Annotated in this window: 18 protein-coding genes and 1 tRNA gene; 13 read left to right on the top strand and 6 right to left on the bottom strand. The window is 71.5% G+C overall.

Translation table 11 applies throughout. The features are described from left to right. Positions 1-212 precede the first annotated feature (212 nt). A tRNA-Leu gene (locus OG251_RS07695) sits at positions 213-297 on the bottom strand. A 144-nt stretch (positions 298-441) separates the two neighbouring features. Between OG251_RS07695 and OG251_RS07690 the strand changes: the two genes are divergently transcribed. From OG251_RS07690 to OG251_RS07680, 3 genes are all read left to right on the top strand, one after another. Next, positions 442-1806 carry a M20/M25/M40 family metallo-hydrolase gene (locus tag OG251_RS07690; protein ID WP_385732050.1) on the top strand — a complete coding sequence of 455 codons (1365 nt, stop codon included), beginning with the start codon at positions 442-444 and terminating at the stop codon, positions 1804-1806. 141 nt (positions 1807-1947) lie between these two features. Next, complete coding sequence (locus tag OG251_RS07685; protein WP_073729137.1) at positions 1948-2181, top strand: chaplin; 234 nt, start codon at positions 1948-1950, stop codon at positions 2179-2181. A gap of 139 nt (positions 2182-2320) precedes the next feature. Next, entirely contained in the window at positions 2321-3103 is a 783-nt protein-coding gene (locus OG251_RS07680; RefSeq protein ID WP_326676442.1) for a chaplin, read from the top strand. Positions 3104-3219: 116 nt separating this feature from the next. On the opposite strand, the gene OG251_RS07675 is transcribed toward OG251_RS07680, so the two are convergent. After that, on the bottom strand, positions 3220-3408 hold the full coding sequence (locus tag OG251_RS07675; RefSeq protein WP_299537643.1) for a DUF5703 family protein: 189 nt from the start codon (positions 3406-3408) through the stop codon (positions 3220-3222). A gap of 47 nt (positions 3409-3455) precedes the next feature. Between OG251_RS07675 and OG251_RS07670 the strand changes: the two genes are divergently transcribed. Then, positions 3456-4115 carry a hypothetical protein gene (locus OG251_RS07670; RefSeq protein WP_326676441.1) on the top strand — a complete coding sequence of 220 codons (660 nt, stop codon included), beginning with the start codon at positions 3456-3458 and terminating at the stop codon, positions 4113-4115. A 68-nt stretch (positions 4116-4183) separates the two neighbouring features. Here OG251_RS07670 and OG251_RS07665 read toward each other — a convergent pair whose 3' ends face one another. Both OG251_RS07665 and OG251_RS07660 read right to left on the bottom strand, forming a co-directional pair. Further along, positions 4184-6514 carry a helix-hairpin-helix domain-containing protein gene (locus OG251_RS07665; protein WP_326676440.1) on the bottom strand — a complete coding sequence of 777 codons (2331 nt, stop codon included), beginning with the start codon at positions 6512-6514 and terminating at the stop codon, positions 4184-4186. Further along, complete coding sequence (locus OG251_RS07660) at positions 6511-7494, bottom strand: aldo/keto reductase (protein ID WP_326676439.1); 984 nt, start codon at positions 7492-7494, stop codon at positions 6511-6513. Before OG251_RS07660 ends, OG251_RS07665 begins: the two co-directional genes overlap by 4 nt. 139 nt (positions 7495-7633) lie before the next feature. Here OG251_RS07660 and OG251_RS07655 point away from each other — a divergent pair, with 139 nt between their 5' ends. Together OG251_RS07655 and OG251_RS07650 are read left to right on the top strand one after the other, a co-directional pair. Next, positions 7634-8683, top strand: coding sequence for an LLM class F420-dependent oxidoreductase (locus OG251_RS07655; RefSeq protein ID WP_326676438.1), 1050 nt, complete (start codon positions 7634-7636; stop codon positions 8681-8683). A gap of 206 nt (positions 8684-8889) precedes the next feature. After that, positions 8890-9678 carry a ferritin-like domain-containing protein gene (locus OG251_RS07650; RefSeq protein WP_326676437.1) on the top strand — a complete coding sequence of 263 codons (789 nt, stop codon included), beginning with the start codon at positions 8890-8892 and terminating at the stop codon, positions 9676-9678. Between the two features lie 30 nt (positions 9679-9708). On the opposite strand, the gene corA is transcribed toward OG251_RS07650, so the two are convergent. Beyond that, positions 9709-10704, bottom strand: a complete 996-nt coding sequence (gene corA, locus OG251_RS07645; protein ID WP_326676436.1) for a magnesium/cobalt transporter CorA — start codon at positions 10702-10704, stop codon at positions 9709-9711. A gap of 71 nt (positions 10705-10775) precedes the next feature. Here corA and OG251_RS07640 point away from each other — a divergent pair, with 71 nt between their 5' ends. The 4 genes from OG251_RS07640 to mshC all read left to right on the top strand — a co-directional run bounded on the left by OG251_RS07640 (position 10776) and on the right by mshC (position 14456). Then, positions 10776-11498, top strand: a complete 723-nt coding sequence (locus OG251_RS07640; RefSeq protein WP_326676435.1) for a histidine phosphatase family protein — start codon at positions 10776-10778, stop codon at positions 11496-11498. A 73-nt stretch (positions 11499-11571) separates the two neighbouring features. Further along, positions 11572-12162: a DUF3090 domain-containing protein gene (locus OG251_RS07635; RefSeq protein WP_326676434.1), complete on the top strand. Its 591-nt coding sequence runs from the start codon at positions 11572-11574 to the stop codon at positions 12160-12162. Then, positions 12126-12962 carry an SCO1664 family protein gene (locus OG251_RS07630; RefSeq protein ID WP_326676433.1) on the top strand — a complete coding sequence of 279 codons (837 nt, stop codon included), beginning with the start codon at positions 12126-12128 and terminating at the stop codon, positions 12960-12962. Before OG251_RS07635 ends, OG251_RS07630 begins: the two co-directional genes overlap by 37 nt. Before the next feature lie 264 nt (positions 12963-13226). After that, a complete protein-coding gene (gene mshC, locus OG251_RS07625) occupies positions 13227-14456 on the top strand; it encodes a cysteine--1-D-myo-inosityl 2-amino-2-deoxy-alpha-D-glucopyranoside ligase (RefSeq protein ID WP_326676432.1) in 1230 nt (409 codons plus the stop codon). A 246-nt stretch (positions 14457-14702) separates the two neighbouring features. Here mshC and OG251_RS07620 read toward each other — a convergent pair whose 3' ends face one another. Then, complete coding sequence (locus tag OG251_RS07620; protein ID WP_326676431.1) at positions 14703-15773, bottom strand: PAC2 family protein; 1071 nt, start codon at positions 15771-15773, stop codon at positions 14703-14705. A gap of 256 nt (positions 15774-16029) precedes the next feature. On the opposite strand from OG251_RS07620, the gene OG251_RS07615 reads away from it, so the two are divergent. From OG251_RS07615 to OG251_RS07605, 3 genes are all read left to right on the top strand, one after another. Then, complete coding sequence (locus OG251_RS07615; protein WP_326676430.1) at positions 16030-17403, top strand: enolase C-terminal domain-like protein; 1374 nt, start codon at positions 16030-16032, stop codon at positions 17401-17403. Then, the gene (locus OG251_RS07610) at positions 17400-18179 is read left to right on the top strand and encodes an SDR family NAD(P)-dependent oxidoreductase (protein WP_326676429.1); all 780 of its coding nucleotides are present in this window, start codon (positions 17400-17402) and stop codon (positions 18177-18179) included. Before OG251_RS07615 ends, OG251_RS07610 begins: the two co-directional genes overlap by 4 nt. A gap of 183 nt (positions 18180-18362) precedes the next feature. Further along, positions 18363-19403, top strand: coding sequence for a sugar ABC transporter substrate-binding protein (locus tag OG251_RS07605; protein ID WP_326676428.1), 1041 nt, complete (start codon positions 18363-18365; stop codon positions 19401-19403). The last annotated feature ends 2 nt before the right edge of the window (positions 19404-19405 follow it).

The following is a 19405-nucleotide window of genomic DNA, read 5'->3' as shown; positions in this document are numbered from 1 at the left end:
GGTACGGGTCATGCGGTGGTCCTCCCGGCGGGCGAGGTGCGGGGCCCGCGTCATCGGACATTCTTGTGCACCGGAGCCGATTCCGGCGAACAGGTCCCCGCCCGCTTGTTCCGCCGGCCTGACGCGGTCCGACCGCAGGGCTGAGGCGTCCGGGCACAGCGAAACGGCCTCCACCGTGATCACGATGAAGGCCGCCCCGCTGTACTGCTCTGTGTCCGAGGGGGGACTTGAACCCCCACGCCCGATAAAGGGCACTAGCACCTCAAGCTAGCGCGTCTGCCATTCCGCCACCCGGACCGGGTGTCTGTCTCGCGGGCCGTGCCCGTTCCGACGTGGAAAACCATAGCAAACAATCGGGGGTGCTCGATCACGCCCCGGTACGCGTGAACGGCGCATGACGAGGGGTGGGTGCCCTTGGGTGTGCGCGCCGGGCGCGGGAGGATGAGGGGGAGCACCACAGCGACAGTGGAAGGAAGCAGTGTGAGCGAGACCAACGTGGCCCGGACCGTATCCGGCGAGGACGAGGTCGTGGACCTCTGCCGTGAGCTGATCCGGATCGACACCAGCAACTACGGAGACCACTCGGGCCCCGGTGAGCGGCTCGCTGCCGAGTACGTCGCGGAGAAGCTCGCCGAGGTCGGGCTCGAACCGAAGATCTTCGAGTCCCACAAGGGCCGTGCCTCCACCGTGGCCCGCATCGAGGGCGAGGACCCGTCCAGGCCCGCGCTGCTCATTCACGGGCACACCGACGTCGTCCCGGCCAACGCGGCCGACTGGACGCACGACCCGTTCTCCGGGGAGATCGCGGACGGCTGTGTGTGGGGCCGTGGCGCGGTCGACATGAAGGACATGGACGCCATGACCCTCGCGGTCGTCCGCGACCGCATGCGCAGCGGCCGCAAGCCCCCGCGCGACATCGTGCTGGCCTTCGTCGCGGACGAGGAGGCGGGCGGCACCTACGGCGCCCGTTACCTGGTGGACAACCACCCCGGGCTGTTCGAGGGCGTCAACGAGGCGATCAGCGAGGTCGGCGGGTTCTCCTTCACCGTCAACGAGAAGCTGAGGCTCTACCTCGTGGAGACGGCCCAGAAGGGCATGCACTGGATGAAGCTGACCGTGGACGGCACCGCCGGGCACGGCTCGATGATCCACAAGGACAACGCCATCACCGAGCTGTCCGAGGCCGTCGGGCGCCTGGGCCGGCACAAGTTCCCGGTGCGGGTGACCAAGACCCTGCGGCACTTCCTCGACGAGCTCTCGGACGCCCTGGGCACCGAGCTCGACCCCGAGAACATGGAGGAGACCCTCGCCAAGCTGGGCGGTATCTCCAAGCTCATCGGCGCCTCGCTGCAGAACACCGCGAACCCGACCCAGCTCGGCGCGGGCTACAAGGTCAACGTCATTCCGGGACAGGCGACCGCCCATGTGGACGGCCGGTTCCTGCCGGGGTACGAGGAGGAGTTCCTGGCCGACCTGGACCGGATCCTGGGTCCCAACGTGAGGCGCGAGGACGTGCACGCGGACAAGGCGCTGGAGACCACGTTCGACGGCGCCCTCGTCGACGCGATGCAGACCGCGCTGGTCGCCGAGGACCCGATCGCGCGGGCCGTGCCGTACATGCTCTCGGCCGGTACGGACGCCAAGTCCTTCGACGACCTCGGCATCCGCGGCTTCGGTTTCGCTCCGCTGAAGCTGCCGCCGGAGCTCGACTTCGCCGGGATGTTCCACGGTGTGGACGAGCGGGTGCCGGTCGACGGTCTGCAGTTCGGCGTGCGCGTGCTCGACCGGTTCATCGACAATTGCTGAAGCCCGAGGCATGAATCGACCGCCTGTGCGTATGTGACCGGAAAGAGTGAATCGGCTCATTCGCTCGTAGCCCCGCTAAACCCTCCTCGTTACAAGTGATGCGGTCCGCGGCTGGGACCGCATTTCCAACTAGGAGGAATAATGATCAAGAAGGTCGTCGCAGTTGCGGCTGCTACCGGTGGTCTCGTGCTCGCGGGTGCGGGTATGGCCGCCGCCGACGCGGGTGCCCAGGGTGCCGCCATCGGCAGCCCCGGCGTGCTCTCGGGCAACGTCATCCAGGTTCCGGTCCACGTGCCGATCAACCTGTGCGGCAACACGGTCAACGTGATCGGGCTGCTGAACCCCTCCTTCGGCAACACCTGCGTCAACGCGTGACGTTGCGCGTCAACCCGTAAGGGTTTGAGCCAGGCCGGTCCCGGAGTGCGTGCCATGCACTCCGGGACCGGTCGGCATTCGGCCCTCGCACGGTCGTGTCCGGGGGTATTTCGGTAGGCAGAAGGCAGGAAACGAACCTATGCGACAGGTCACTCGTAAAGGCCTGATCACCATGGCGGCGGCGGGCGGCGTGCTCGCGCTCAGCGGTGGCTACGCGCACGCCGACGCCGGGGCGGCCGGGGGTGCGTCGAATTCTCCCGGGGTGCTGTCCGGGAATTCGGTCCAGATTCCGGTCGAGGTACCGATCAACGCGTGCGGGAACTCCGTGAGCGTCGTCGGACTGCTCAACCCGACGTTCGGCAACGACTGCGAGAACGGACCGTCGGGGAACGCGCCGGGTCCCGGTGCGGCCGACAGCGGCAGCTCCGGCAACCACGCGGCCGCGGGCAGTACCACCGCGCAGGCTCCGGGCGGTGACGCCGGGAAGGCCGGCCACAGCGGGGCCGGGACCGGCAGGCACCGTGCCCCCGGCGCCTCGGCCGAGGGCACGGCGCAGGGGTCGCCCGGGATCCTCTCCGGCAACAACGTCGCGGTGCCGATCGACATCCCGGTGAACGCCTGTGGCAACAGCATCACCATCGGCGGGCTGCTCAACCCGACGTTCGGCAACAGCTGCGCCAACGACCCCGTGGTCAGCCCGCCGCACGAGGAGCCGGAGGTGCCGGTCACGCCCGGTACGCCCGTCACCCCGCCGGTCAACAGCCCGCCCGAGGCCAACGTTCCCGCGCCCCAGCTCCACCCCGGCGAGCAGCTCGCACAGACCGGCGGAGGCGGGCTCGACCTGCTGATCCCGGCGGGCGCGGGTCTGCTCCTCGCCGGTGCGGGCGCCGTGCTGTACCGCCGCTCCCGCAGCGCCGCATAGCGGCTTCGCGCCTGTCGCGAACCACGCTGTGAGAGGAGCGGGCCCCGCGGCCGCGGGGCCCGCTCCGATGTCATCGGGCGGCGCGTTCCGCCGTCATCCGGATCTCCGTTCCGCGGTCACCAGGTGGCCCGGAGCTGGCGGATGATCCGTCTGCGCAACCGCACTCTGCGGCTGCCGTCGCGGCGCAGGGTCAGGCGGTCCAACTCCCAGTGCCCGTACTCGGCGTGGTCGGTCAGCAGTCGGGCCGCATCCTTGCGGGACACCCCGCGCGGCACGTACACGTCGACAAATTCGTATTCCGGCATCGCATCTATTGTGCGGGCACAGCCCCGGTACGGATAGCGTCTGCACTATGTCTGATGCTGCGCAGCCCACCGCTGCCGAGGTACGTGCCGCCGCCGAAGCGGTCAAAGCCGCGCTCGACCGTCACCTCGAGGCGGTCGAACGCCGTACCGGGGACGACGACCCCGCCGTCTATGACGCGTTCAACGCACTGGCCGCTGCGGCCGAGGTCTACGACGAACTGCTCTACGACCGCTACGACGAGGTCACGCCCTTCGAGATCCCCGGCGCGGACGACTCCCTGCCGCCCTATGCCGGTCCCGGGGAGCCCAGCGCGCTGAGCGTGCTGATCCGGCGCGACTACACGGTCGCGGAACCCCCGCGACTGCTCGCCCAGGCACAGCGCCTCGCCGACCTCGAATCGGACGACCGGGGCGTCGGGAACAACCCCGTGGTCGGCACCAGCGTCCATGCCGCGCTGGGGGTGCTGTTCGGTGAGTACGAACCGGACGAGATCGCCTCCCGGCACACCGAGTTCGGCCTGGAGGAGGGGGACTCCACCCTCTGGGTCGCGGCCGGTGACGTGCCCCCCGAGCCCGGTGAGTGGCTGGGCGCACCGTTCGACCAGGCCGATCCCCAGCTCGTGGTCTGCCGCTTCGACGTCAGCTCCGTCTTCGACGAGGAGGAGCTGGACGAGGACCTGGACGACCTGACAGCGGGCAGATCCTGACCTTCCGGTGAGATCCGGCGAACCGTGGCCCCGGTGTAGCCGGGGCCACAGTGCTGTCCGGGCGGCGGTTACGAGGCGGCGTCGGGGGTCGGCAGGGCCTCCAGCAGCGCGCGCAGACGGGTCGTCCGCTCCTGGGCGGGGATCTGCGCCACCGCGTGCGGGAGCGCCTGGTCCACGCCGTGCACGACGGACAGGTGCCGTTCCCCGCGGCTGAACGCGGTGTACACCCAGGGGCGGCTGAGCCCCTGCGCCGCGTCGCCGGGCAGCACCACGACCACGGCGGGCCAGCGCATCCCGGCCGCCTGGTGGGCGCTGAGGGCCCAGCCGTGCCGTACGGCCGTCTCGACCCGGTCCTGGGGCACGACGACGGCGGTGCCCGCACAGTCCAGGCGCAGGCCCTCCGCGTCGGCCGAGAGCACCACCCCGGGCACGGTCCGGCCGGGTGCGGGGACATGGACGACGCGGTCGCCCGGGTCGAAGCCGCCGAACCGGCCGGGGCCCGGGTTGAGACGCTGCTTCAGCGCCGCGTTCAACGCCCGGGTGCCCGCCGAGCCGCCGTGGCCGACAGTGATCACCTGGGTGTCGGCCGAAGGGATGCCGAAGGCGCGCGGCACCGAGTCCGCGACCAGCTGCACGGTGCGGTGGACCGCCTCGCCCGCGTCGCGCACGGGGACGATCACCACCTCCTTGCCCGGTGCCTCGACCTGGTTCAGCTCACCGATGCCGATGCCGGAGACCAGCTCGCCGATCGGTCCGGGGTCCGGTGTACGGGACACGACCTGCGGGCACGCACGAGCGGCCAGCACATCCGCGAAGACCCGGCCCGCGCCCGCGGAGCCCAGCACGCCGGGATCGCCGCTCAGCACCAGACGGGCGCCGTCGGCGAGGAACTCGACCAGGATCGCGGCGGCCTCCACGTCCAGCTGCGGGGCGTCCAGCACCACCAGCAGGTCGAGGGCGAGCGCACCGTCCTCGTCCCGGCCGGGTCCTTCGGCGCCGGACAGCAGCCCGGCGAGGGTGACCGCCGACTCGGGATCACCGACCGCCTCGGCCAGTCCGCGGCGGCCGTCCGTGCTGTGCGTGGTACCGAGGGCGCGCAGCCCCAGGCCCTGCGCCGCCGCGATCAGGGCCGCGGGCTCGGCGCGGGCCGCCTCGCCGCCGCTGTGGGCGACCAGGCCGCCCGTGGCGACCGTACGGATCAGCTCGGCCGCCGACGGGGACGGGGCCAAGGCGGCGGCCTCGGTCCAGTCGGCGCCCTTCTCGCAGGCGTTGACCAGCCGGGCCAGACCGTCGGCGAGGCTCTCCTCCGCCAGTGCGTACCGATCGAGGCCCAGCAGCACCTGGACCGGCTCCCGCACCTCCTCGGCGCTGTCGGCGCCGTCCACGCCGTCCACGCCGTTCGTGCCGTCGCTCTCCTCGGCGGATCCGGTCGCCTCCGCCGATTCCGCCGGGTCCAGGCCCTCCTGGAAGACCAGCACGACACCCTCGGCGACGGCGTGTTCCACGGCGGCGTCGGGATCGGTCACCGCCCGCTCGGCCAGCGACGCCCGTACGGCCGTGGCGTCCAGTGCCGTGTGGCCCTGGCGGGCGGCCCGCTCCAGCAGCCAGCCCACCAGCGCCGCGGTCCTGCGCTCGTCGTCCGGACCGCAGGCGGCACCCAGCAGGGCCCGCGCGAAGTCGTCCGCCTGCTCCGGGTGGACCCCGGGGACGGCGAGCAGCTGCCAGGGGTCCTCGCGCAGGATCTCGGCGGCCTGCTCGCCCAGCGTCCCGGTGGCCGGGCGGGCCAGTGCCTCGGGAGCCCCGCCCTCGACGAGCAGCGCCCGCACCGAGGCCGCGGCCTCGGGTGACGCGCCCTGCGCGGCCGGGGACGGCTCGGGCGGCCGGGGACGCGCGGAGGGCTGCGCGGTGGCCGGCGCGGCGCGGCGGGGGGCGGGCGCGGTGGCGGGGGAGTCGAAGAACGTGGTGCCCGCCTTCTCACCGCTCTCCACGGCCCGGACCGCGGCGAGCAGATCGGCGGCGGTGCCGCTGAGCTTCGTACCGGCCGGGATGGGGCCGTCCTTCTCGGCCTTGCGCTTCTCGATCCGCTCCCGCAGCTCACGCTGGGCGGCGAGCTCGGCCTCCGCCTCGGAGGGCGCGGCTGCGGCCGGTGCCTCGTCGCCGGTCGGCTCGTCCTCGGCCGTGTCCTCGGCGGTGGCTCCGTCCTCGGCCGCGTCCTCGTCGGCCGTGGTCCCGGTCCCGGCCGCCCCGTCGGGCGTGGCCGGGGCGTCCGGCGCCGACGGCCCGTCCTCGGCGGGCGTGCCGGTACCCGGTGTGGGCGCGCCGACGGTGCCGGGGGCCGCGTCGGTCTCGCGGTCTTCGGCCGAGGGGCCTGGGGTTTCCCCCCGGGGAAGCGCAGTCACAGCGTGCTCCAGTCCTGGTCGGGATAGCGGTGCACGGGCGCCGACACATCGTCGAGCGCCTGGCAGATCTCGTCAGGAAGACTAAGCGCCTCCACTGACAAAGCCTCCCTGAGCTGCCGCGCGTTGCGCGCGCCGACGATCGGGGCGGTCACGCCCGGCCGGTCGCGGACCCAGGCGAGCGCCACCTGGAGGGCCGTCGTGGCCAGGCCGTCCGCCGCGGTCGCCACCGCGTCCACGATCCTGCTCGCCGGGTCGTCGAGATAGGGCTCCACGAAGGGGGCCAGCTGCTCGGACGCGCCCCGGGAACCGGACGGGGTGCCCAGGCGGTACTTGCCGGTCAGCACACCGCGGCCCAGCGGCGACGAGGGCAGCAGCCCCATGCCGAGGTCGAGCGCGGCCGGCAGCACCTCCCGCTCGACGCCGCGCTGGAGCAGCGAGTACTCCATCTGTGTGCTGGCCAGCCGGGTGCGTACGCCGGGGGCGGCGAGCTGCCAGGTGGCCGCCTTGGCCAGCTGCCAGCCGCAGAAGTTCGACACGCCCGCGTACCGGACGCGGCCGGACGAGACCGCCAGGTCCAGCGCCTGGAGGGTCTCCTCCATCGGGGTCTCCGGATCGAACGCGTGAACCTGCCACAGGTCCACGTAGTCCGTGCCGAGCCGTTCCAGGGACGCGTCGAGCGCGGCCAGCAGATGTCCGCGCGACCCGTTGAAGCGGCGGTACGGGTCGGCGACGCTGCCCGCCTTCGTGGCGATGACCAGGTCCTGGCGCGGCACGAGGCTGTCCACGAGCTGCCCGAGCAGATACTCGGCCTCCCCGCCCCCGTACACATCGGCGGTGTCGACCAGGGTGCCGCCCGCGTCCCAGAAGGCCTTCAGCTGGTCGGCGGCGTCGTGTTCGTCGGTGTCCCGGCCCCAGGTGAGGGTGCCGAGCCCGATCCGGGACACGCGTAGGCCGGTACGGCCGAGATGCCTCTGCTCCATGGGCGCTGAGATTACTGGCCATGGCTCCACGGAGGGGGAGCCTGTGGACAACCGAGGGGCCACCGCGCCTGCCGGATCGCGCCGACGCGCGCTAGAGTCCGGACCACAGGGACGTTACTGATCAGTAAGGGGAGCGGATATGCGGCTCGGCATCAATCTCGGTTACTGGGGCGCCGGCATGGACAGCGACAACCTCGCCGTCGCCCAGGAGGCCGACCGGCTCGGATACGACGTGTGCTGGGCGGCCGAGGCCTACGGCTCCGACGCACCGACCGTGCTGTCCTGGGTCGCCGCGCAGACGGAGTCCATCGACGTCGGCTCCGCGATCATGCAGATCCCGGCCCGCCAGCCCGCCATGACGGCGATGACGGCGGCCACCCTCGACTCGCTCTCCGGGGGCCGTTTCCGCCTCGGTCTCGGGGTGTCCGGCCCGCAGGTCTCCGAGGGCTGGTACGGCGTCAAGTTCGACAAGCCGCTGGCCCGCACGCGCGAGTACGTCGAGATCGTCCGCAAGGCGATGTCCCGCGAGCGCCTCAGCTACGAGGGACAGCACTGGACGCTGCCGCTGCCGGACGGTCCGGGCAAGCCGATCAAGCTCACCGTCCACCCGCAGCGCGAGCACATCCCGCTCTACATCGCGGCCATCGGGCCCAAGAACCTGGAGCAGACCGGCGAGATCGCCGACGGCGCCCTGCTGATCTTCCCGTCCGCCGACCACCTGGAGGACACCGCGGTGACGTACCTGCGGGCGGGCCGTGAGAAGGCCGGGAAGACCATGGACGGCTTCGACGTGTGCCCCACCCTGCCGCTGGCCGTCGGCGACGACGTCAACGGCCTGGCCGACATGTTCCGCCCGTACACCGCGCTGTACGTCGGTGGCATGGGCAGCCGCAAGCAGAACTTCTACAACCAGCTCGCCCAGCGCATGGGCTACGAGAAGGAAGCGGCCGAGATCCAGGACAAGTACCTCTCCGGCGACAAGAACGGCGCCGCCGCCGCCGTACCGCACCGGCTCATCGACCAGACCACGCTGCTCGGCCCGGTGGAGCGGATCGCCGAGCGGATGCAGGCCTACGCCGCCGCCGGAGTCACCACCCTCACCCTCGCCCCGGCGGGCTTCACGCTCGACGAGCGGATCGTCGCCCTGCGCGCCGGTACGGACGCCCTGGAGCGCTCCGGCCTCGCGTAGGGCCCGGGTCCGGAGGACCGGGCAGCACTACGGCCGTGGTGGGGGCTCGGGGGTCATCCCGCCACGGCCGTCACCCAGCACAACGCGCCGTACGGCCGACGGTTACGCGGCACCCGCCCGGCGCCGCTCCACGCGCCTCCGGTTGCCGACTGTTCCGCAGCGCATTTGACTTTGGCTCTGCGGACACCGGTACGGAGGTGGCAGTGATGCTCTCGGCAAAAAGCCTGTTCGAGGAGATCCTCGACGACGACGAATCGTTCCGGCTCTTCTGCTCCATCGCCGCCAGCGGGGAGTCCCAGGGCGGCTGGGAGAACGCCCGGATCGCCGCGCTCGTTCCCGCGAGTCAGCGCGACCTCGCCCCCAAGATCGTCCGGCACGGGGCCGACGAGGACAAGCACGGCCGGATCTTCAACGCGCTCCTGAAGAAGCGCGGACTGCCGCCCGTCGAGGTCCCCTCGGAGACCGACTACACGATGCTGCTCGAAGGGCACGGCATCGGCCTGGCACATTTCCGGCTCAGCGGCGAGGAGCCGCTCTCGGAGCGCGACATCATCACCTACCTGGCTCACAGCCGGGTCACCGAGCAGCGCGCCTCCGAGCAGATGCGGCTCCTGCGCAAGCACTTCGCCGACCATCCCGACCTCGGCCGCGCGGTGAAGATGATCTCCAACGACGAGGACAACCACCTCGCGTACTGCCACGAGGAACTGCTCCGCTTCGCCCGCGCCGGACACGGCCGCAGGATCCAGCGCGTCCTGCGCGAGTGCGCCCTGGCCGAGATCCGGGTCTACCGCGATGTCAGCCTGGCCGTGATGGCACACATGGGGGCGCTGCTGCACTGGTCCCGGGCCAGGGCGGCCGTCCTGGCGGCGGGCATCCACGCGATGTACGCGTACGAGCGCCTCGTCGGCTGGCGGCGCATGGTGAGCCTGGCGCAGCCGGAGCGGCGTGACCCGCTGGGCGGCCCGGCGGTCCAGGAGGCCGAGTACGCGTGAACCCGCCGTCCCGTCCGGTGCCGTACGGGCTCAGAGCCAGCCGCGCCGCTTGAACTGCCGGTACAGGCCGAACACCGCGCAGCCCATCAGCGCGATGACCGCCGGGTAGGTCCACACCCAGTGAAGTTCCGGCATGTGGTCGAAGTTCATGCCGTAGATGCCCGCGACCATCGTCGGGACGGCGGCCATGGCGGCCCAGGCCGAAATCTTGCGCATGTCGTCGTTCTGCCGCACTCCCATCTGCGCCAGATGCGCCGACAGAATGTCCGAGAGCAGCCGGTCCAGACCCTCCACCTGTTCGTTGGCACGCGTCAGGTGGTCGGCGACATCGCGGAAGAACGGCTGCGAGTGCTCGTGCACGAACGGCACTCCGGCGCCCGCGAGCCGGGACATCGGTGCCGCCAGCGGCCCGGTCGCCCGGCGGAACTCCAGCACCTGCCGCTTGAAGGTGTAGATCTGGGCCGCGGTGTTCTTGGAATTGCCGACTCCGGTCGGCGCGAACACCTGGGTCTCCAGCTCCTCCAGGTCGACCTGGAGCTCCGCGGCGACATCGATGTAGTGGTCCACGACCGCGTCGCTGATCGCGTACAGCACGGCCGTGGGGCCGTGCTTGAGCACCTCGCGGTCGGCTTCCAGACGGCGGCGCACGGCCGCCAGCGGGGCGCCCTCGCCGTGCCGGACCGTCACCACGAACGAGTCGCCTATGAAGACCATCAGCTCGTCGGCGGTGACGGTGTCACCCTCGGGCTCGTAGACGACCGGCTTGATGACCGCGAACAACGAGTCGTCGTACACCTCCAGTTTGGGCCGCTGGTGCGCGCTCAGCGCGTCCTCCACGGCCAGTGGGTGCAGCCCGAACTCGTGGCGGACCAGATCGAACTCCTTCTCGGTCGGTTCGTGCAGCCCGATCCAGAGGAACGCGTCCCCGGTGGCCCGCGCCTCGTCGAGCGCATCGGAGAAGTCGGCGGGGCCCTCGGTGCGGCGCCCGTCGCGGTAGATGGCACAGTCCACGATCACGGCGGGCATTCTTCCTTGCCGCGGCCCGCTCCGCACCTTTGCCCGGCCATACCTCTGCCCGGCCCTCTACCCTGGCCCGTATGCCCACGCTGATCCTCGTACGCCACGGACGCTCCACCGCCAACACCGCCGGAGTGCTCGCGGGCCGCACTCCGGGTGTCTCCCTGGACGAGCGCGGCGCCGAGCAGGCCGCCGCCCTCCCCGGACGCCTGTCGGCGCTCACGCTCGCCGCCGCCGTCAGCAGCCCGTTGCAGCGCTGCCGCGAAACGCTCCAGCCCCTGCTCGACGCCCGCCCCGGCCTGCCCCTGCACACCGAGGAGCGGATCAGCGAGTGCGACTACGGGGACTGGTCGGGGCGCAAGCTCGCCGAACTCTCCGACGACCCCCTGATGACCGTCGTGCAGCAGCACCCGTCCGCCGCGGCGTTCCCCGGCGGCGAGTCCATGCGGGCCATGCAGGCCCGCGCGGTCGACGCCGTACGGGACTGGAACGCCCGTATCGAGGCCGAGCACGGTGACGACGCGACCTATGTGATGTGCTCGCACGGCGACATCATCAAGGCCCTCGTCGCCGATGCGCTCGGCATGCACCTGGACCTCTTCCAGCGCGTCCACGCCGACCCCTGCTCGGTCACCGCCATCCGCTACACCCGGCTGCGCCCCTTCCTCCTCCGGCTCGGCGACACCGGTGACCTCGCCTCGCTGGCACCGCGCGAGCAGGGTGTCGGGGCGGACGCCGCGGGGACCCCGGCACAGGACGGATCGGCGGACGCGGCGGTCGGGGGCGGCGCGGGGGCGCCGTGATCGCTTCGCACAGTAGGGTGGACGCGCCGTAGGCGCCCCCTCATCCGCCGTCAATTCTCAAGGGAGACAGGACGTGTCCCGTCAGGTGTTCCTCTACGACCCACCGGACCGATTCGTGGCCGGTACGGTCGGGTTGCCTGGCCGCCGAACGTTTTTCCTTCAGGCGTCCTCAAGTGGCCGGGTCACCAGCGTGTCCCTGGAGAAGACCCAGGTCGCCGCGCTGGCCGAGCGGATCGACGAACTGCTCGACGAGGTCGTGCGGCGGACCGGCGGCAACTCGCCGGTGCCCGCCGTGGCCCCCACGGACGTGGCCGACACCGCGCCTCTCGACGCACCCGTCGAGGAGGAGTTCAGGGTCGGCACGATGGCGCTGGCCTGGGACGGTGACGAACAGCTCATGATCGTCGAGGCGCAGGCCCTGGTCGAGCTGGACGCCGACTCCGAGGACGACCTCGCGGAGGCCGAGGAACGGCTCCTGCAGGACGAGGAGAACGGTCCGCCGATGCTGCGCGTCCGGCTGAGCGGCGCACAGGCGCGCGCCTTCGCCAAACGCGCCCTCGACGTCGTGAACGCCGGCCGCCCGCCGTGCCCGCTGTGCAGCCTGCCGCTCGATCCGGAAGGACACGTATGCCCGCGCCAGAACGGATACCGTCGCAGGGCCTGACGGACGCCGAGCTGCTCACCCTGCTCACCCAGGGGCAGCTCACGGTCCTCGGACAGGTGCGCGGCGCGTCCAACGCGGTGCTCCACTGCACGGTCGCGTACGAGGGCGAGGAACGCACCTGCGCCTACAAACCCGTCGCCGGGGAGCAGCCGCTGTGGGACTTCCCCGACGGGACGCTCGCCCAGCGCGAGGTGGCCGCGTACGAGGTCTCCCGGGCGACCGGCTGGGGACTCGTGCCGCCCACGGTGCTGCGTGACGGGCCCTACGGCGAGGGCATGTGCCAGCTGTGGATCGATTCCCCCGAGGGCGGGGGCGAGCCGTCGCTGCTCGCCCTCGTCGAGTCCGAGGAGCCCGGGGACGGCTGGAAGGCCGTGGGCTTCGCCGAGGTGGGGGAGGGCCGGACGGCGCTCCTGGTGCACGCGGACGACGCCCGGCTGCGACGGCTCGCCGTGCTCGACGCGGTGATCAACAACGGCGACCGGAAGGGCGGCCACCTGCTGTCCGCGCCCGGCGGCCTGCTGTACGGCATCGACCACGGGGTCACGTTCAACGCGGACGACAAGCTGCGGACGCTGCTGTGGGGCTGGGCGGGCGAGCCGCTGACCCCCGAGGCGCTGGAGGTGCTCGGCCTGCTGGCCGCGGAGCTGGCGCCGGGGGCGGGGCTCGCCACCCGTCTGGCGGAACTGATCACCGGGGCGGAGCTGGCGGCGCTGCGGGCCAGGGTCGCGGGTCTCCGGGGGACGGGACGGCATCCCGAGCCGAGCGGTGAGTGGCCGGCGATTCCGTGGCCGCCGGTCTGAGGACCGGGTGCGCGCCGGCGGCTCCGTACGGCGATCGAGCGCGAAGCAGCCGCGGTTGAGCACGGGGCGGCCGCGGTTCGCCGCCGTACGCCGGGGTGGGGCCGACGGCACCCCGGCGTGGGCGGGCATCGGCCCCGGAAGCCGTGGAAACGGGATGCGGACGAGCGCCTAGCCGAACGTCACACATCCGCGCAAGACCGCCTCTTCGGCCACGTTCCCCGATCCGGTTCGTATCCGGAAGCATCGTCCGGTTACGCTCATGACATGCATGCCTGGCCCGCTTCTGAGGTCCCCGCCCTGCCTGGCAAGGGCCGCGACCTTCGGATCCACGACACCGCGACCGGCGGACGGATCACCCTTGACCCCGGTCCCGTCGCCCGCATCTACGTCTGCGGCATCACGCCGTACGACGCGACCCACATGGGTCATGCGGCGACCTACAACGCGTTCGACCTCGTTCAGCGCGTGTGGCTCGACACCAAGCGGCAGGTTCATTACGTCCAGAATGTGACCGACGTGGATGATCCGCTGCTGGAGCGGGCCGTGCGCGACGGTGAGGACTGGACCGAGCTCGCCGAGCGCGAGACGGCGCTGTTCCGGGAGGACATGACCGCCCTGCGCATGCTCCCGCCGCAGCACTACATCGGTGCGGTGGAGGCGATACCCGGCATCGTTCCGCTCGTCGAACGCCTCCGGGACGCGGGCGCCGCCTACGAACTCGACGGAGATGTGTACTTCTCCGTCGAGGCCGACCCGCACTTCGGCGAGGTCTCGAACCTCGACGCCGAGGCGATGCGTCTGCTCTCCGCCGAACGCGGCGGCGACCCGGAGCGCCCCGGCAAGAAGAACCCCCTCGACCCGATGCTCTGGATGGCCGCCCGTCCGGGCGAGCCGAGCTGGGACGGCGCCTCGCTCGGCAGCGGCCGGCCCGGCTGGCACATCGAGTGCGTGGCCATCGCCCTGGAGCATCTGGGGATGGGCTTCGACGTACAGGGCGGCGGTTCCGACCTCGTCTTCCCGCACCACGAGATGGGTGCCTCGCACGCCCAGGCGCTGACCGGCGAGCACCCGTTCGCCCGTGCGTACGTCCACGCCGGCATGGTCGGGCTGGACGGCGAGAAGATGTCCAAGTCCCGCGGCAACCTCGTGTTCGTGTCCGCCCTGCGTCGCGACGGCGTGGACCCGGCGGCCATCCGCCTCTCCCTGCTCGCGCACCACTACCGGTCCGACTGGGAGTGGACCGGCACGGTGCTCACGGATGCGGTGGAGCGTGCCGGACGGTGGCGTGCCGCCGTCTCCCGCCCCGACGGGCCGTCCGCCGACGCCCTGGTCGAGGAGGTCCGCGAGGCCCTCGCGGACGATCTGGACGCCCCCGCGGCGCTGGCCGCGGTGGATCGCTGGGCGGCGCTGGCCAGTTCCGGGGCCGGTACGGACGAGAGCGCGCCGGGTCTCGTCTCGCGCACCGTCGACGCCCTGCTGGGTGTCGCGCTGTAGTCCCTGCGGGCCCCGCTCCGTAACAACCGATCGCCCGTGACAACCGTTCGCCCGTGACAACCGCTCGATCCGTGACAACCGCTCGATCCGTGAGCGACGACCGGCCCCGGACTTCTCCATGAAGTCCGGGGCCGGTCCGCCTTCCCGGGGAGCGAAAGGGGCGAGGGGCGCCGGACGGGACTGTTCGTCCCGTCCGGCGCCCCTCGTTCCGGTTGCTCCGGCGCCGCTCCCGCAGCGCTCCGGGACTCAGTCCTCGGACGAATCCTCGGATGTCTCGTCCGGGCCGCGGTCCTCCTCGGAGGGCGAGTCCGCCGACGAGGGCGGTGGGCCACCGGGCGACGAGGAGCCGGTGGCGTTCCCCGGGCCCGGTTCCGGCCGCGGTGGTCTGGGCGGTCTGGTGCGGCCGCTCGACGGGTCCCGCAGATACGAGACGTCACCGGTCTCCGTCGCATGACCGCCGGGCGCCTGTCCCGGACCGCCGTCCCGGCGCCGCAGATAGCGTTCGAATTCGCGGGCGATGGCCTCGCCGGACGCCTCGGGCAGCTCGGCGGTGTCCCGGGCTTCCTCCAGCGTCTGGACGTACTCCGCGACCTCGCTGTCCTCGGCGGCCAGCTGATCGACGCCGAGCTGCCAGGCGCGGGCGTCCTCCGGCAGTTCGCCGAGCGGGATGCGCAGCCCGATCAGGTCCTCCAGGCGGTTCAGCAGGGCCAGCGTCGCCTTGGGGTTGGGCGGCTGCGACACATAGTGGGGCACCGCCGCCCACAGGCTCACCGCGGGCACGCCCGCGTGGGTGCAGGCTTCCTGGAGGATGCCGACGATGCCCGTCGGCCCCTCGTACCTGGTCTCCTCCAGATCCATGGTCCTGGCCAGATCGGGGTCGGAGGTGACCCCGCTGACCGGTACCGGCCGGGTGTGCGGGGTGTCGCCCAGCAGTGCCCCGAGGATGACCACCATCTCGACGCCCAGCTCATGGGCGTATCCCAGGATCTCGTTGCAGAACGAGCGCCAGCGCATCGACGGTTCGATGCCGCGGACCAGGACCAGGTCGCGGGGTTTCTCCCCGCCGACGCGGACGACGGAGAGGCGGGTGGTGGGCCAGGTGATCTTGCGCACCCCGCCGTCCAGCCACACCGTGGGCCGGTTGACCTGGAAGTCGTAGTAGTCCTCGGCGTCGAGCGCCGCGAACACCTCGCCCTTCCACTCCCTGTCCAGATGTCCGACCGCTGTGGAGGCGGCGTCACCGGCGTCGTTCCAGCCCTCGAACGCGGCCACCATGACCGGGTCGATCAGCTCGGGTACCCCCTCGAGCTCGATCACCCAGGCCTCCTTCCGAAGTCTTCTTGTGTACGGAGCAACCTTACGGCTTCGGCCCCCTCCCGCCGCAGCCCCTTTGCACGGGTGGGTGAACCTTGCCACTGAAGGTGCATCAACGGTCGAAACAGGGCATCAGACTCCGGATTCATCCGAGCTGTGCTGACCGAATTTCCCCTCAACACTGGACGACCGGCCCTGTACGGCGCTATACATCGGATGACCACAACAGAGGTCCGATGTTATTCCCCTGGGGGCGCACATGAGTCAGACCGTCACGGATTTCGAGGTTCACGACATCCGTTTTCCCACCTCGGAACAGCTGGACGGCTCGGACGCCATGAACCCCGATCCCGACTACTCCGCCGCCTACGTCGTCCTGCGCACGGACATCCCCGGCGGCCCCGGCTCCTCCGCCGGTACCGGTACCCCGGACAGCGGCGGCGCCGGCATCGAGGGACATGGCTTCTGTTTCACCATCGGGCGGGGCAACGAGGTCATGGCCGCGGCCATCGAGGCGCTGCGGCCCTACGTGGTGGGGCGGCCGGCGCCCCGTACGGCGGCCGACCTCGGCGCGCTGCACCGCGAGCTCACCCATGACTCGCAACTGCGCTGGCTGGGACCGGAGAAGGGCGTGATGCACATGGCGGCCGGCGCGGTCGTCAACGCCGCCTGGGACCTCGCGGCCAAGGCCGCCGGACTGCCGGTCTGGCAGTTCCTCGCCGCGATGACGCCGGAGGAGCTCGTCTCCCTCGTCGACTTCCGCTATCTCACCGACGCGCTCACCCCCGAGGAGGCCCTCGCGATCCTGCGGGCCGCCGAGCCGGGCCGTGCCGAGCGTACCGAGCGGCTTCTCGCCCGGGGCTATCCCGCGTACACCACCTCGCCCGGCTGGCTGGGCTACTCCGACGAGAAACTCGTCAAGCTCGCCCAGGAAGCGGTCGCGGACGGCTTCGGCCAGATCAAGCTGAAGGTCGGCGGCGACCTGGACGACGACATCCGCAGACTCGCGCTCGCCCGCGAGGCCGTCGGCCCCGGCATCCGGATCGCCGTCGACGCCAACCAGCGCTGGGACGTCGCCGACGCGGTGGCCTGGATGAGCGCGCTCGCGCCCTACGACCCGCACTGGATCGAGGAGCCGACCAGCCCCGACGACATCCTCGGCCACGCCGCCGTGCGTGCCGGACAGTCGGTCAAGGTCGCCACCGGCGAACACGCCGCCAACCGCGTCGTGTTCAAGCAGCTGCTCCAGGCCGGTGCCGTCGACTTCGTCCAGATCGACGCCGCACGCGTCGCGGGCGTCAACGAGAACCTGGCGATCCTGCTGCTCGCCGCCAAGTACCAGGTGCCCGTCTGCCCGCACGCCGGAGGCGTCGGCCTGTGCGAACTGGTCCAGCACCTCTCGATGTTCGACTATGTGGCGGTCTCCGGAACCTGGGAGGACCGCGTGATCGAGTACGTCGACCATCTCCACGAGCACTTCGCCGACCCCACCGTCATCGAGGACGGACGCTACGTCGCGCCGCGCGCCCCCGGCTTCTCGGCCCGGATGCTTCCCGGATCGATCGCCGACCACCGCTACCCCCAGGGCCCCGTCTGGCAGGCCCGCCGCACGCCTCAGGAGGCCGACCGATGACCGGTACACAGGACTTCGACCAGATGTCCGCCCTGGTGACGGGCGGTGCGTCCGGGATCGGAGCCGCCGTGGCGACGATGCTCCTGGAGCGCGGCGCCCGGGTCGCGATCCTGGACCGGGAGACCACGGGCGCGCCCGCGGGTGTGCTCGCGCTCAAGGCCGATGTCAGGGACGACGCGGCCGTACGGGACGCGGTGGACCGGGCCGCCGCCGAGCTGGGTGGCCTGCACACCCTGGTGTCCAACGCGGGGATCGGTTCCATCGGCACCGTGGAGGACAACGACGACGACGAGTGGGCCCGGGTGCTGGACATCAACGTCCTCGGCATGGTCCGTGCCGCCCGCCATGCGCTGCCCCATCTGCGCCGCGCCGCGGCCGGCCGGCCGGGCTCCGCGTCGATCACCCAGACCTGCTCGATCGCCGCCACCGCCGGGCTGCCGCAACGGGCGCTCTACAGCGCGAGCAAGGGTGCGGTGCTCTCGCTGACCCTCGCCATGGCCGCCGACCACGTCCGTGAAGGGGTCCGCGTCAACTGCGTCAACCCGGGCACCGCGGACACTCCGTGGATCGGCAGGCTGCTCGGCCAGGCCGACGATCCGGGCGCCGAACGCGCCGCGCTCAACGCCCGCCAGCCGCTGGGCCGGCTGGTCTCGGCCGACGAGGTCGCCGCCGCCGTCGTCTATCTCGCGAGCCCGGCGGCAGCCTCCGTCACGGGCACCGCCCTCGCCGTCGACGGGGGGATGCAGGGCCTGCGGCTGCGCCCCGCCGACGCCTGAGACCACGTACCGGACGCCTGATACAGCGCACCACCAGCACCACCAGCACCGCCCACCCCACCAGCACCACCGGCGCTGCACGTACCACCAGCACCCCCCGCACCGCAGAATGAGCCGCCCCACCCGCACTGCCCCGCACCGCCGAAATGCTCCGAGCCAGTACTCCACGAAGGACGGGACCCCATGAGAGTGCGTACGACGAGTGCGGCAGCCTGCGCCGTACTGCTGGCCGTCACAGCCCTTGCGGGCTGCAACCGCGACTCCGCCGACAGCGGGGACGGTGGCGGAAAGGTCGGCATCGACCTGCCGCGCAGCGACAGCGATTTCTGGAACTCCTACCAGCAGTACGTGGAGAAGGGCGTCAAGGGCGGAGAGGTCGCGGCCCTTCCGCTGACCAACTCGCAGAACGACATCGGCAAGCTCGTCGCCAACGTCCAGACGTTCACCGACCAGGGCGCCAAGGCCGTCGTGATGGCCCCGCAGGACACCGGTGCGATAGCCGAGACGCTCAACACGCTGAACGAGAAGAAGATCCCGGTCATCAGCGTCGACACCCGCCCCGACAAGGGCAGCATCTACATGGTGGTGCGCGCCGACAACAAGGCGTACGGCGCCAACGCCTGCAAGTACCTCGGTGAGCAGCTCAAGGGCAAGGGCAAGGTCGTCGAGTTCCAGGGCGACCTCTCCTCGATCAACGGGCGCGACCGCTCCCAGGCGTTCAAGGAGTGCATGGACAAGGACTTCCCCGGCATCGAGGTCTTCGAGCTGGCCACGGAGTGGAAGGGCGATGTCGCCTCCGCCAAGCTCCAGTCGACGCTGGCCGCGCACCCCGACATCAACGGGATCTACATGCAGGCGGGCGGGGTGTTCCTCCAGCCCACACTCGCCCTCCTGGAGCAGAAGAAGCTGCTGAAGCCGGCCGGTACGCCGGGCCACATCACGATCATCTCCAACGACGGCATCCCGGAGGAGTTCGACGCCATCAAGGCCGGGAAGATCGACGCGACGATCTCCCAGCCCGCCGACCTCTACGCGAAGTACGCCCTGTACTACGCCAAGGCGGCCCTGGAGGGGAAGACCTTCAAGGAAGGTCCGACCGACCATGACTCGAACATCATCAAGATCCCGGGCGGTTTCGAGGACCAGCTCCCGGCGCCCCTGGTGACCAAGGAGAACGTCGACGACCCGAAGCTGTGGGCCAATCAGCTGGAGAAGAAGAGCTAGCC

It is taken from the genome of Streptomyces sp. NBC_01237 (genome assembly GCF_035917275.1).
Taxonomy (GTDB): Bacteria; Actinomycetota; Actinomycetes; order Streptomycetales; family Streptomycetaceae; genus Streptomyces.
The sequence above is the reverse complement of the archived record's forward strand: the minus strand, read 5'-3'. Positions and strand labels throughout refer to the sequence as shown.